Origin of the sequence: Yaniella halotolerans DSM 15476 (assembly GCF_000420805.1) — a bacterium.
Classification (GTDB): Bacteria; Actinomycetota; Actinomycetes; order Actinomycetales; family Micrococcaceae; genus Yaniella; species Yaniella halotolerans.
In genome coordinates this window covers 64,039-76,851 of record NZ_ATVQ01000001.1, presented here as the reverse complement: position 1 = coordinate 76,851, position 12,813 = coordinate 64,039, and the positions used below count along the sequence as shown (strand labels likewise).

14 protein-coding genes are annotated in these 12,813 nt (G+C 53.4%); 13 read left to right on the top strand and 1 reads right to left on the bottom strand.

The genetic code is table 11. The features are described 5' to 3' along the window. The first annotated feature begins 43 nt into the window (after window positions 1–43). The 10 genes from tsf to G583_RS0100325 all read left to right on the top strand — a co-directional run bounded on the left by tsf (window position 44) and on the right by G583_RS0100325 (window position 9,815). Window positions 44–880: a translation elongation factor Ts gene (gene tsf, locus G583_RS0100370; protein WP_022869207.1), complete on the top strand. Its 837-nt coding sequence runs from the start codon at window positions 44–46 to the stop codon at window positions 878–880. 160 nt (window positions 881–1,040) lie between these two features. Next, window positions 1,041–1,799 carry a UMP kinase gene (gene pyrH, locus G583_RS13295; protein ID WP_040894678.1) on the top strand — a complete coding sequence of 253 codons (759 nt, stop codon included), beginning with the start codon at window positions 1,041–1,043 and terminating at the stop codon, window positions 1,797–1,799. Between the two features lie 99 nt (window positions 1,800–1,898). Beyond that, a complete protein-coding gene (frr, locus tag G583_RS0100360; RefSeq protein ID WP_051129614.1) occupies window positions 1,899–2,420 on the top strand; it encodes a ribosome recycling factor in 522 nt (173 codons plus the stop codon). A gap of 21 nt (window positions 2,421–2,441) precedes the next feature. Next, window positions 2,442–3,626 carry a phosphatidate cytidylyltransferase gene (locus G583_RS13290; RefSeq protein ID WP_022869204.1) on the top strand — a complete coding sequence of 395 codons (1,185 nt, stop codon included), beginning with the start codon at window positions 2,442–2,444 and terminating at the stop codon, window positions 3,624–3,626. A gap of 17 nt (window positions 3,627–3,643) precedes the next feature. Further along, on the top strand, window positions 3,644–4,204 hold the full coding sequence (locus tag G583_RS0100350) for a DivIVA domain-containing protein (RefSeq protein ID WP_022869203.1): 561 nt from the start codon (window positions 3,644–3,646) through the stop codon (window positions 4,202–4,204). Window positions 4,205–4,212: 8 nt separating this feature from the next. Then, entirely contained in the window at window positions 4,213–5,547 is a 1,335-nt protein-coding gene (locus G583_RS0100345) for a M50 family metallopeptidase (protein ID WP_022869202.1), read from the top strand. Between the two features lie 29 nt (window positions 5,548–5,576). Continuing rightward, entirely contained in the window at window positions 5,577–6,488 is a 912-nt protein-coding gene (locus G583_RS0100340; protein WP_156832022.1) for a GNAT family N-acetyltransferase, read from the top strand. A gap of 22 nt (window positions 6,489–6,510) precedes the next feature. Then, a complete protein-coding gene (locus tag G583_RS0100335) occupies window positions 6,511–7,320 on the top strand; it encodes a hypothetical protein (RefSeq protein WP_022869200.1) in 810 nt (269 codons plus the stop codon). Continuing rightward, window positions 7,317–7,949 (top strand): hypothetical protein, encoded by a 633-nt coding sequence (locus G583_RS0100330; protein WP_022869199.1) that lies wholly within the window; start codon window positions 7,317–7,319, stop codon window positions 7,947–7,949. Before G583_RS0100335 ends, G583_RS0100330 begins: the two co-directional genes overlap by 4 nt. Before the next feature lie 45 nt (window positions 7,950–7,994). Continuing rightward, complete coding sequence (locus G583_RS0100325) at window positions 7,995–9,815, top strand: proline--tRNA ligase (RefSeq protein WP_022869198.1); 1,821 nt, start codon at window positions 7,995–7,997, stop codon at window positions 9,813–9,815. Between the two features lie 91 nt (window positions 9,816–9,906). Here the strand turns inward: G583_RS0100325 and G583_RS0100320 are convergent, their stop codons facing one another. Continuing rightward, window positions 9,907–10,530, bottom strand: a complete 624-nt coding sequence (locus tag G583_RS0100320) for a hypothetical protein (protein WP_022869197.1) — start codon at window positions 10,528–10,530, stop codon at window positions 9,907–9,909. Window positions 10,531–10,699: 169 nt separating this feature from the next. On the opposite strand from G583_RS0100320, the gene G583_RS13285 reads away from it, so the two are divergent. From G583_RS13285 to G583_RS0100305, 3 genes are all read left to right on the top strand, one after another. Continuing rightward, the gene (locus tag G583_RS13285) at window positions 10,700–11,269 is read left to right on the top strand and encodes a ribosome maturation factor RimP (RefSeq protein ID WP_022869196.1); all 570 of its coding nucleotides are present in this window, start codon (window positions 10,700–10,702) and stop codon (window positions 11,267–11,269) included. A gap of 81 nt (window positions 11,270–11,350) precedes the next feature. Further along, the gene (nusA, locus tag G583_RS0100310) at window positions 11,351–12,355 is read left to right on the top strand and encodes a transcription termination factor NusA (RefSeq protein WP_022869195.1); all 1,005 of its coding nucleotides are present in this window, start codon (window positions 11,351–11,353) and stop codon (window positions 12,353–12,355) included. A gap of 74 nt (window positions 12,356–12,429) precedes the next feature. Continuing rightward, window positions 12,430–12,744: a YlxR family protein gene (locus tag G583_RS0100305; protein WP_022869194.1), complete on the top strand. Its 315-nt coding sequence runs from the start codon at window positions 12,430–12,432 to the stop codon at window positions 12,742–12,744. Window positions 12,745–12,813 lie beyond the last annotated feature (69 nt).

Genomic DNA, 12,813 nt, shown 5'->3' with positions numbered 1-12,813 from the left:
GGGTGACACCCGCAACGAACATCCAAGGAATGGGATATCTGTAATGGCGAACTACACAGTCAAAGACATTCAGGCCCTGCGTGAGCGTACTGGCGCAGGCATGATGGACGTCAAGAAGGCTCTCGACGAAGCTGACGGCGATGTCGACAAAGCCATGGAAATTATCCGTGTCAAAGGTCTGCAGGGCGCTTCCAAACGCGAAGGTCGCGCTGCCGCAGAGGGCCTGATTGCTGCCACCGTTAATAACGGCGTTGGCATCATGGTCGAAGTAAACTCGGAAACTGACTTTGTTGCGAAGTCCGATAAATTTATTGAACTCGGCAACACCGTTCTCGAAGTTGCTGTTTCATCCGGTGCGGACAAGGTAGACGATCTGCTGGCCGCTGACTACAACGGCAACCCACTGAGCGAATACGTCAAAGAAGAAGGCGCACTGCTCGGCGAAAAGGTTGAAGTTCGTCGTCTGGCACGCCTCGAAGGCGCATACGTCGACCCCTACCTGCACCGTACATCTGCAGACCTGCCAGCCCAGGTTGGCGTTCTCTTTGCAGTGGATGCAGACAGCGAAGCAGCTCAGACGGCAGCTCACGATGTTGCTGTTCACATTGCTGCTATGAGCCCGACCTACCTCAACCGTGACGAGGTTCCAGAAGACATCGTCGCTGATGAGCGTCGCATCGCAGAAGAAACTGCTCGTGCTGAAGGTAAACCAGAGCGCGCAATGCAAAACATCATTGAAGGCCGCCTGACCGGTTATTTCAAAGATGTTGTCCTGCTGGACCAGCCATTCGCCAAAGACACCAAGAACACCGTTGGCGGCGTTCTGGACGAAGCCGGAGCAAAAGCACTCTCGTTTGCACGCTTCCGTGTTGGATCCTAGTCAGTTCACTGACACTGCACGTGTCCTAATGAACTAGGTACAATCAGCGTCGTTTTTACCTAACACAAGGGGGTGATCACCACAACCGGTGATCACCCCTTCTTTATGTCTATAAACCATCAGCACAAATAGGAGCATTGCCGTGTCAGACACTCCAGCGATCAACACCCCAGGCGGTTTACAAGACGGCCCGAGGGATGCACAAGACGAAGGCGTAACCCGACGAAGGGTACTGCTGAAACTTTCCGGCGAAGTATTTGGTGGCGGGTCCATTGGTATCGACCCGGATACTGTTCGATCAGTCGCTGAGCAAATCGCTGCAGCAGCTGGGCAAGTCGAAATCGCGATTGTCGTTGGCGGTGGCAACTTCTTCCGCGGAGCCGAGCTTTCCATCAATGGAATGGATCGTCGTCGGGCCGATTACATGGGTATGTTAGGTACAGTCATGAATGCCCTGGCGCTTCAAGACTTCCTGACTCAAGCTGGTGTAGATACCAGGGTGCAATCAGCTATCCATATGTCTCAAGTGGCGGAACCATATATTCCTCAACGAGCCATCCGACATATGGAAAAAGATCGTGTCGTGATCTTTGGTGCCGGAACCGGTCTACCGTACTTCTCTACCGACACTGTTGCTGCGCAGCGTGCCCTAGAAATTCGAGCCGATCAGGTACTGATGGCTAAATCTGGGGTTGATGGCGTCTACACATCTGACCCCAAGGTAGACTCGGCCGCCAAAAAATTCGATCATCTCACCTACGACGAGGCAATCGTCAAAAATATTCGAGTCATGGACCTGACTGCTATGACAATGTGTAAAGACAACAACTTGGATATGTTGGTATTCGGTATGGAAGGCGATGGGAACGTGACACGAGCGCTGTTGGGCGACTCCACTGGTACCGTCGTCACACCGTAAGGCTGCACTTCGAAGCGTGTTTTAGACTTAGTGCACACCTCAGATTTTATATAAGGAGAAACTGTGACTGCATCCGTATTATCAGACGCCAAAAAGGCGATGGCGCGCACACTTGAGGCAACCAGCGAGGATTTCGCCGCAGTCCGTACCGGACGCGCAAACCCAGGGCTCTACTCAAAAGTGCTGGTGAACTACTACGGTAGTCCAACACCGTTGCAACAGTTGGCATCGTTTGCCGTCCAGGATGCCCGGACCATCCTAATCTCGCCATTTGATGTCACCGCACTGCGAGAAATTGAAGTTGCGTTGTCGTCCTCGGAGATCGGCGCTAACCCTTCAAACGACGGCAAAGTTATTCGCGTCGTCATGCCAGAGCTGACTAAAGAGCGCCGCCAGGAGTACGTCAAGCTGGTCAAATCCAAAGCAGAAGAGCACCGCGTCTCGGTACGAAACGCACGACGCAGTGCCAAAGAATTCATTGACCAAATGGTCGATGATGGCGACATCGGTGAAGACGAAGGCCGTCGTGCCGAAAAAGACCTCGATGACCTGACACGCAAATACGTCGACCAGATTGACGAGATGGCGAAGAACAAAGAAGAAGAACTAATGGAGGTCTAGGCTCTCGAAGCCTCAGCTCGCATGTCCAACTCAGACCCAGAATCCGAACAGTTACCGGTCATACAACAACTCGAGGGGTTTCCCGACCCAGTTCGGGACCCAGAGACCGGGATGATTGTCCCTCAAACCCGTCGTGAACGTCGGGCGCTCGAAGATGCCCAAGCAACGGTGATTCGGAGAAAAGCTGCACGCCAGAAACAGCAGCATCCCCAACCCGAACCGACAACAGATGACAAGGACGTTGTCGAAACGGAAGACTTGGATTTTGGGTCTGATCCGGCAGCCGACCTTGACCCGGAGGAATCCACCATTCTGACGGTCACACAGGTCGATTCCGAGGAAGGGTCGACACCACAGCCACAACCGGCAAGCGTTGCACCGACTAAAGAATCTCGAGCTGGTCGTAATCTACCGGCTGCGATTACCGTCGGGCTCCTCTTATTGGGCGCTGCTGTCGTCGGTATTTTCTTTTACCCCATTGTGGTAGCAATACTCATTGCGGTACTAGTGCCCCTCGGTATCTGGGAACTGGCACAAGTTGCCAAGACAAAGAACATCCATCTGGCGCTCACGCCCGCCTTGGTTGCCGGGCTCGGTATACCGATCGCCGCGTGGTTCGGTGGGGTAGACGCCATGGTGTTCGCACTGTTCGGCGGCATCTTGCTGACGGTGTTCTGGACTGCGGTCGGCGAACCCGATAGGCCCGCAGCGTCTATGGCAATGACCCTGTTAGCGATTCTGTGGCTGCCGTTTTTTCTCTCGTTTGGCATTACGCTGTTGCACGTAGAAGACGGTGCCTGGCTCGTTGCTATTACTGTTCTAGGCATCGTGGCTTCCGATACATTTGGCTATCTGGTGGGCGTCACATTGGGCAAACACCGGATGGCGCCGAAAATTTCCCCGAAGAAGTCGTGGGAAGGATTCTTCGGGTCGCTCCTCGGAGCTATCGTCGTATCAGTGGTTGTCACACACTACTGGCTCGAATACGACTGGTGGGTAGGCATCATCATCGGCACCGTGGTTATGATTGCAGCAACAGCTGGAGATTTTGCGGCCTCAATGGTCAAGCGTGACTTCGGTGTTAAAGATATGGGAAATACCCTGCCTGGCCACGGCGGGGTTATGGATCGACTCGACTCGATCGTATTTGCCATCCCAGTTGGATACACCTTGTTCGTGGTAGTTCTGCCCACAATTATGGGCTAAACGTCAAAGGAAGCGCAGTGTCAAAGACTCAAACAGCCTCGCCATTTAACTCAGTTGCTAAACGCGATTACGGATATCACCCCGGGCAAGTAGACGAATTTATCGACAGCTCGCGGCAAGCCTACGAAACCGAAGCAGGCATTACCGCAGACATCGTCCAGGAAAAAACCTTCGATCTCGTACGTGGTGGCTATCGTACTGATCAAGTTGATCAGGTACTGGAGCGTCTTGAAGATGCGCTCCGAAAGGCCGAACGCGATGAGTATATTGCGACCCACGGACAACAAGCCTGGGATCTTCAGCTCATCAATCGGCTCGAAGACCTCACCGAACGACTCGAACGACCACGTGGGGAAAAATTCCGCCCGGCAAACCCCGGGTCAGCAGGCTATGACGTCGAAGAAGTTGACGTGTGCATGGCACGGGTCACCAGTCACTTAAACGATGAAGAACATGTGCGTCTTAAGGATATACGTAACGTGACCTTTAGTAATGAAAAAGGTCCTAGCGGCTACGATGAGGCCCAAGTCGACGCTTTTCTCCAGGCTGTCATCGAACTGCTTGTGGTCCTCGACTAGGTGCCCGCATGACAATAGTCCTCGCCGTGGTCGGGATCCTCATCATGGTGGTCGCGATCGCTGTATCAATCGCACTACACGAGGTCGGCCACCTCGTCCCGGCTAAACTGTTTAACGTTCGGGTCACCCAGTACATGATCGGGTTTGGCAAAACGCTCTGGTCGACGAAAAAAGGTGAAACCGAATACGGAGTCAAAGCCATCCCACTGGGCGGCTATGTTTCCATGATCGGAATGTTGCCGCCCAATAAGCCTGGTAGAAAAGTCTCAAAATCGCGTCAACGGTATTTTCAAACTATGGCGCAGCAAGCTCGTGAGGATGCTACAGCCGAACTTACCGAGCAAGATGACGGACGAACATTCATCTCATTACCCGTGTGGAAACGGATGATCATCATGCTGGGCGGACCATTCATGAATCTGGTCATCGCTCTCGTCATCACAGCTATCCTTGTCACCTCATTTGGCGTAGCAACGCCCACTACTAAAGTCAGCGACGTCTTTGAATGTATGACTGAGACGACAGACGCCACAGCGCTACAGGCTGAATGCGACACACACGACGACCCGTCACCGGCCTGGGACGCAGGACTGCGGCCAGGTGACAACGTCACGCACTTCCATAACCAAGCAGTTTCGGATTGGGACGAACTCTCAGGTGCGATTCGTGAACGAGCAAACACTCCCACCGATATCACCTTTGAACGTGATGGTGAGACCATAAGTTCAACCATCACACCGGTACTGACAGAACGTCCCAAACTGGACCGCTTCAACCAGCCGATAAGCGATGCTTCTGGAAACCTCGAAATCGAGTCAGTGGGATTCATCGGGATGTCGTCGCAGATCGAAAATGTCGAACAACCAGTTACTGCTGCCTTCGGCGTTTTGGGTGATCAAATTTCTGGAACGTTCTCGGTCATTACTGTACTGCCGGCTAAATTGTGGGACACCGCAAAAGTCTTGGTTACCGATGGCGAACGAGATCCCACCGGACCAGTCTCGGTTGTTGGTGTGGGGCGAATCGCTGGGGAAGCAGCAGCCCAGCAAGACATCCCGATCGCTGACCGCGGCGCCATGCTGCTTTCGTTAGTCGCGGGGCTCAACGTCGCACTCATGGTGTTCAACCTCATTCCACTGCTCCCATTAGATGGTGGTCATGTGCTCGGTGGCCTCTGGGAATCGATACGGCGGGGCTGGGCTAAGCTCCGAGGTAAAGCAGATCCGGGGCCCTTTGACATTGCAAAAATGTTCCCACTCACGATAGTGGTGTTCGGCTTATTATTAAGCATGGGAGTATTGTTGATCATTGCTGACCTCGTCAAACCTGTGACAGTGTTCTAAAACCCCCGATATCCGAAGAAAGGGTGACCTTGCGGCATCTGACCCGTACGTTGCGCTGGCTGCTAGACGCTGAAGACGCGGTGGCACGTGTCACCGGCGATACGGTGCGCATCCTTTCGAACTCGGATACCGCAGCGCTGACCAACCTCATCAGCAAGCAACCCGTCACGAGCGGGTACGTTCAGTCCATACTTGATACCGGGCGACGTGCGGGCCCCATCGGAGGTTTTGCACGCGGTATATTTCTGGGAATCTTTGACCCGGTTCATCCTGGCCAATTGCTCGCAGCTTGCTGGGCGGGGGCAAACATTGTGCCGGTAACTGATGATCCTGACTACGGCGCATATTTTGGTCAAGCTCTCGTCGCACTGGATGAACACTTCGGATCGATCTTTGGGCCGCAGCCTGCGGTCACTGGTGTGTGGGACGCTTTGCAACACGGTCGTCAAACGGCTCGCGAAATACGGAAAAACCAGCCATTTATGACCATCACTGAACATTCCTCGGTGCTCGATAACCCAAATGTCCGGACTGCCACCGAAGCCGACTATAACCTTGTGTTGCCTGCATCTGTTGCTATGTTCACCGAAGAGCTCGGTTACTCGCCGCTAGCCGACGGCTCAAATGGATACCGTTTGCGTGTACGGCAGCTTATCGCCAAAGGCCACACCATGATCGAAACAGATCAACAAGCGGTGAGGTTTAAAGCCGACTTTGGCATCGTCACGTCCGACGCGATTCAAATCCAGGGTGTATGGCTACGCCCCGACGCACGTGGGCAAGGACGCGCTGCACCGGCCATGGCCTCGGTCGTTAACCGGGCCTTGAAACTTGTTCCCGTTGTATCGCTCTATGTCAACGACTACAACACGGCAGCGATCCGTACGTATGAACGGGTTGGTTTTGCTACCGTTGACCGCTTCGCTACCGTATTGTTTTAATCACCGTGAGAGGAAAATAGCCATGCGTAATCACTTGGCTCTAGTCGCCGCTGGCGCGCTGGTCTTAACCGGTTGCGCTGAGCCGCGCGAGCACTCTTCGGTCGATGTGACACCGCCACCAGAGGTTGAAGTACCAGCTCAAACTCTCTTTCACGAAGCGATGAGTGCGGCCATGAGCGATGATGCGATCATTTCTACCGGTATCCCAGCGGTAGAAACATTGCAATCCGCAGATGCAAATCTGGCTCAGTATGCACCCGAGCCAGAAGAATGCGCTGGCATCGTAGATCAACAGTATTACACCACCAATGATGTTGTAGTGGGTTTTAGCTCGCAAACCGGCGAAAACACCCACGCAGCCCAAACAGTCGTTGCGGCAGCATTTGAAACAGCAGAAGAGGCAACGAATTATTTTAACGCGCGCACCGCAGCGTGGAGTGATTGTGATTCGGTTGATCTTACGATCGATGACACCAACGTGTTGACGCTGGACTACACGGCAACAACGTTGTCTGAAGCCGAGGAAATGACCGTTCCAGATTCACTAGCCGCATCCGATCAGGATTTAGTTCTAAATTCGTCCGGGGAGCTATCCGGTGATTTGGAAGGGGCAGATACAGCTATCCCGGATCCTGGTGCGCTGCCCGACTACGTGATTTCCCCGGATGATGTTCCAGAACCTGAAGTCGAAAATATTTCCGTCACATCCTCGACGGTCATCGTCCGATTCGACACACAGGTGTTTTGGATCCTCGTAGAACCGAGTAGTGACGTCGAACGCGCAGCCGAGACACTTGCAGAAATTACACAGGCGGTGCAGGAAGAATCATGAAACGTAGTTTCGCCCTGATGTTTGTTGGCGCACTTGCTTTGACAGCCTGTACCGATCAGCCTGTGCCACCGGAACCAACGGTGAGTGCCCCCAGTTCTCCTGAAACATCCGAAACGGCAATGACACCGGAAGTGCTCACCGACAACATCGCTGAACTCATGGAGCACCCCAAGCCGGAACAGATTCCGACCGGTGATGAGGCATTGGAATCTTTCACCGCAGTTCTATTGCCGGAACAAGCCGCCGATGGATCTCAATGCCCACCTGTCACGGTGACAAAGCCAGAAACTTCTGGATTTGGTCAGTTAAGCACTCGAGATGAAGATGACGAGGAAGAATCGCAGTCCCTTGGGGCCTTTGAGTTCCCATCAGCTGATGAAGCAGAAGCTTTTACCGCCGAATTGCAAAACTTCATTGACGAGTGCTCAGCGCTCGACTCTGAAATTGAGCCTCTGAATCACCACACCGACGATGCTTTTGAACTACAGATTGAACGCGATGATGACACGGCGTCATCAATGGTGATCTTACGAGACAAAAACACAGTCCTCGTGGCCTCATCCACACCTCCAGCAGACGTTGCCTTATCGCTGACACTGACCGATCAGCTGCAAGAAATGCTGCGGTAGAATACATCGAGATACCCACAAATTTGTTTACGAACGGAGCTTCGAGTGCCCTTGCGCATGTCAACCTTATTCCTCCGCACACTGCGTGACGATCCCGCCGATGCTGAAGTCGCCAGCCATAAGTTGCTGGTGCGTGCTGGTTATATTCGCCGTGCTGCACCGGGCGGTTATACGTGGCTGCCACTAGGACTGCGGGTGAAAAATAAGGTCGAGAATATCGTTCGCGAAGAAATGGACGCTATTGGCGGCCAAGAAGTGCATTTCCCAGCGTTACTGCCCAAAGAACCGTATGAAGCAACCGGTCGATGGGAAGACTACGGTGACGGAATTTTCCGGTTGCAAGACCGTTCTGGATCAGATTTTCTTCTGGCTCCAACACACGAAGAGCTCTTTACGCTCTTGGTCAAAGACCATTATTCGTCCTATAAAGACCTGCCCGTATACCTGTATCAGATTCAGACGAAATACCGGGATGAAGCTCGACCACGAGCTGGTTTGCTCCGTGTCCGAGAATTCATCATGAAGGACTCTTATTCCTTCACCATTGATCAAGAGGGTTTGAACGAGGCATACGACAAGCACCGCCAGGCCTACGTGCGTATATTCGAACGCCTCGGTCTCGAAGTTGTGGCCGTGCAGGCCATGGCCGGTGCGATGGGTGGCTCACGGTCTGAGGAATTCTTACATCCATCCGCTGCCGGGGAGGATACCTTCGTGGAATCTCCGGGCGGTTATCGAGCAAACGTTGAGGCCGTCGACACTGTAGTTCCAGAAGCCACCGACTTCACTGACGCACCTGCTGCCGAAGTCAAAGACACGCCCGTTTCAACAACCATTGCTGCGCTGGTAGATGTTGCCAATGAGCTTGCTCCAAAAGAAGGCGGAAGTTGGGGAGCATCGGAAACACTGAAATGTGTGGTCCTTACTGCTGTTCTGGACGGTGGCCAGCGTCAAGTATTCGTCGTTGCAGTACCGGGTGATCGTGATGTCGATGTTAAGCGTCTAGAAGCTTTCGTTCCCGAAGCGCTTGACGTGGCCGGGGAACCGGAAGTTGAACCAGCTACAGCTGATGACATTGCCAAACACACCGACCTGGTTCCCGGCTACATCGGCCCGACCTTGGTGCAAGATGGCAAGCCCGTTCAAATGCTGGGCACAAAGTCTCGAACCGGCATCCCGTTCTTTGTCGATCCAAGAATCGTCAGCGGTTCCAGCTGGGTCACCGGCGCGAACCAAGACCAAAAACACGTTTTCGGTTTGGTTGCAGAACGAGACTTCACCTGGGATGCCGTTATAGAGGCGACAGCTGTCCGTGATGGCGATCCGGCACCGGACGGCTCAGGCCCGCTTGCAACCCGGCGTGGCATGGAAATGGGACATATCTTCCAACTAGGACGCAAATACGCCGAAGCGCTGGATCTGAAGGTGTTGGATGAACACGGCAAGCAAGTAGTCGTCACCATGGGCTCGTATGGCATCGGCGTATCACGCGCGGTAGCTGCGCTAGCTGAAGCCCATCACGACGACAAAGGGCTGATCTGGCCAATGAATGTAGCACCCGCTCACGTGCACATCGTTGCCACGGGTAAAGATGACCAGATTTTCGAAGCCGCTGAAGAGTTTGCCTCCAAGCTGGAAGCTGCCGGGGTCGAGGTGCTCTATGATGATCGCCGAAAAGCGCAGGCAGGCGTAAAATTCTCAGACGCAGAACTCATTGGTGTCCCCCTACATTTAATTGTGGGCAGGGGCCTTGCCAAAGGCACTCTGGAGCTCAAAGATCGACTTGCGGACACCCGCGAAGATCTTCCATTGGAGGATGCACTTGATCATGTGGTGAACCTCGTACGCACCTATCAAAATAGCTAGCAAGAGGTCTTCGAGCGACACGCGAAAAACCGCCAGCCAGTGTGGCTGGCGGTTTTGCGTGTTCAGCGCTGAAGTCTGAGCTGGCTAGGTACTACCAACCGAGGGAAAAAGGGGATCGACCCGGTGAAGCTGAAACTTCCCAACTCACGACCTGCCAGAGGCCCGCCAGAGCGATCGCTCGTTCCTCCGTGGTCTCTGCGAGTAAGTAGAGCTGTGACCATTCTTCAACAAGCTCTTCTGAATATAGGAGCATTTGACGAATACTGATGGCATCGGCAAATCGTAAATTTGCCTCCAGCGAGTAACTCACCGGAACCTGTGGCATACATTCTTGAGGAAAGACCTGTTGGAGCGCGGTGGCACCAGTATGAGCTTGGGTTTGCAGAACTCGCCATGGTTCGACATCGAGTGAGCGAGCCCCGGCTACGGTCGACAGATAATCGATACCGGCCATGTGAACAACCGCATCATCTAATGCCGTTGAAAAGCGCGTCCCGCATTCAAGTGATTCAACGTCAGCCGCAGCTTCGGGAATAGAATCAATGTTTGGTGGCGTTGTAGTGGAAGCTGCTGAAATACGTAGCGATCGAACGAGATGACTCGTATGCTGCGAGGCCGTGAGCTCACTATCAGAAGGAGCGACCCCGCTAGTGCCCCGGATATAACTGGATCCAACCCAAATGCCAAGTCCAACCAGAGCGGCGGTCACAAACATTGCAACCAGTCTACGAAATATTCGCAGACGAGAAGTCGCCGTCGGGGCGCTTGAATTCAGTTCCATCACATCACAGTATTGTGTCACAGTTATCTACAACAACACCAAGACGACCCCGGGATTGGTACAACTGTACTACTAAACACTACAAGGAGTGCATCAACGCATTATGGCTAACCGTCGTAGTTTCGCAACAAACTCTTCTGAGTCCAAACCAGCAGTATCTGAGCTGGATGCTCTGGAACGATCCGAGTTACAAGCGCTTATCGGGGGCATTGTTGAAAGTCATGGACTCTGGTGCGAAGAAGTTGTCGTTGGGGGAGCACCGGGCGATCGAGTGTTGTCGGTTTTTGTAGACCGAATCGATGATGGCGATGGCGTTATTCTCGACACTATCGCCGACGTAACCCACGAGATATCCTCCGCTCTCGATGCGCAAGGGGATGACATTCCTGAGATTGGCACAGAGACATATACGCTTGAAGTCTCGACACCGGGTACTGACCGGCCGTTGGTGCGTCAGCACCACTGGGAAAAGAACCTTGGACGTGTGGTGAACGTCATGATTGATGGCGATGAACCAATCGATGCCAAGATCCACAGCGTTGACGGTGATGGTGTTGAGCTGGTGCAGGTCATCCCCGGGGCGAAAAAAGGTATGCCGGTGAAGTACTCTGATCCACAGCATTATCGGTACGAGCAGCTTTCTAACGCGATCGTACAAGTTCAGCTAAAATAGCCAGGATACTCGGACAGTATTCAAAAAATAACTGAACGATATAACAGAATCACAAGTGAATGAACCCCACGGAGGAACCTGGTGGATATCGATATTTCCTTGCTTCGAGTGCTCGAGACGGAACATGAGGTTCCGCTGGCGCAGCTCATCCCAACAATCGAGCAAGCGCTCTTGTTGGCCTACCACAAATCTCCAGGCGCGATTCAGCAGTCACGTGCTGAGCTTGACACCAAGACGGGCAAAGTCACCATTTGGGCCACTGAATACGGTGACGACGACGAACCCATTGGAGAATTCGACGATACTCCGTCCGGCTTTGGTCGAGTGGCGGCTTCGACCGCACGACAGGTTATTGTGCAGCGTTTGAGAGACGCCGAAGATGATCAAGTCCTGGGGGAGTTCAGGGACAAGCAAGACCAGCTTGTATCCGGAGTGATTCAGCAGGGTACCAACCCCCATATGATCCAGGTCGACTTGGGTAGCGTAGAGGCTGTTTTGCCACCTGCCGAACAGGTTCCGGGAGAAGACTATACGCACGGTACTCGACTGCGGTCCTATGTGGTCTCGGTAGGTCGGGGTAATAAAGGGCCGTCAGTCACGCTTTCGCGTTCTCACCCGGGTCTTGTCAGGAAACTGTTTGAATTCGAAGTCCCGGAGATCGCTAACGGGACAGTGGAGATATCCGCGGTCGCGAGAGAAGCAGGACACCGCACGAAGATTGCCGTCAGTGCAAAAGAACCTGGTATCAATGCGAAGGGCGCGTGCATCGGTGAGATGGGCGCCCGCGTCCGAGCGGTCATGACTGAACTCAATGACGAGAAAATCGACATCGTCGACCACTCTGAAGATCCAGTGAAATTCATAACGGCCGCGTTGTCACCGTCTAAAGTCGTCAAAGTTTATGGCGTCGACGAAGCCACGAGATCTGCTTCCGTCGTTGTTCCCGACTACCAGTTATCGCTAGCGATCGGGAAAGAAGGTCAGAACGCTCGGTTGGCCGCAAAGTTAACTGGATGGCGTATCGACATCATGGGCGAGTCCGCCTACGAACAGCAGGCTGCGGCACAAGCATCAGCTGACGACTAAGTGCTTTGGCATCAACGAGACGAATTGAGTTAGACTAGTACAGGTCGACGTGCGTTTGATAGGTCTGGAGGGCTATGGCCAACCATAAACCGGTCCGATTATGTATCGGATGTCGCACGCGCGAAAAGACTACAAACTTAGTGCGCATTGCGTATGACAGCACCGTTGATTCCCGATCAGTGGTGCTTGATGACCGCCGCGTATTACCGGGACGGGGTGCATGGGTGCATCGCGAACCGGGGTGTTTATCAACGGCACTACAAAAGCGTGCGTTTCACCGTGCTTTTCGTAATCAAGTCGATACTGAAGCACTTGAAGCAGCATTAACTGCGTGCCGTGCAGAAAACACCAACACACCGAACAATGATGAAAGCGGGTCAGAGAACTGATGGATACCCGGTGAGCACACGATGAGTGCCCAACGATGAATATCAAAGTCAGCTCACGACGCATGAGCC

What these genes read in the sequence shown, in the direction of transcription:
- tsf (WP_022869207.1), top strand. Translation starts at nt 44, where the DNA reads ATGGCGAACTACACAGTCAAAGACATTCAGGCCCTGCGTGAGCGTACT.
- frr (WP_051129614.1), top strand. Translation starts at nt 1,899, where the DNA reads ATGGCGCGCACACTTGAGGCAACCAGCGAGGATTTCGCCGCAGTCCGT.
- G583_RS13290 (WP_022869204.1), top strand. Translation starts at nt 2,442, where the DNA reads ATGTCCAACTCAGACCCAGAATCCGAACAGTTACCGGTCATACAACAA.
- G583_RS0100345 (WP_022869202.1), top strand. Translation starts at nt 4,213, where the DNA reads ATGACAATAGTCCTCGCCGTGGTCGGGATCCTCATCATGGTGGTCGCG.
- G583_RS0100335 (WP_022869200.1), top strand. Translation starts at nt 6,511, where the DNA reads ATGCGTAATCACTTGGCTCTAGTCGCCGCTGGCGCGCTGGTCTTAACC.
- G583_RS0100330 (WP_022869199.1), top strand. Translation starts at nt 7,317, where the DNA reads ATGAAACGTAGTTTCGCCCTGATGTTTGTTGGCGCACTTGCTTTGACA.
- G583_RS0100320 (WP_022869197.1), bottom strand. Translation starts at nt 10,530, where the DNA reads ATGTTTGTGACCGCCGCTCTGGTTGGACTTGGCATTTGGGTTGGATCC.
- G583_RS13285 (WP_022869196.1), top strand. Translation starts at nt 10,700, where the DNA reads ATGGCTAACCGTCGTAGTTTCGCAACAAACTCTTCTGAGTCCAAACCA.
- G583_RS0100305 (WP_022869194.1), top strand. Translation starts at nt 12,430, where the DNA reads ATGGCCAACCATAAACCGGTCCGATTATGTATCGGATGTCGCACGCGC.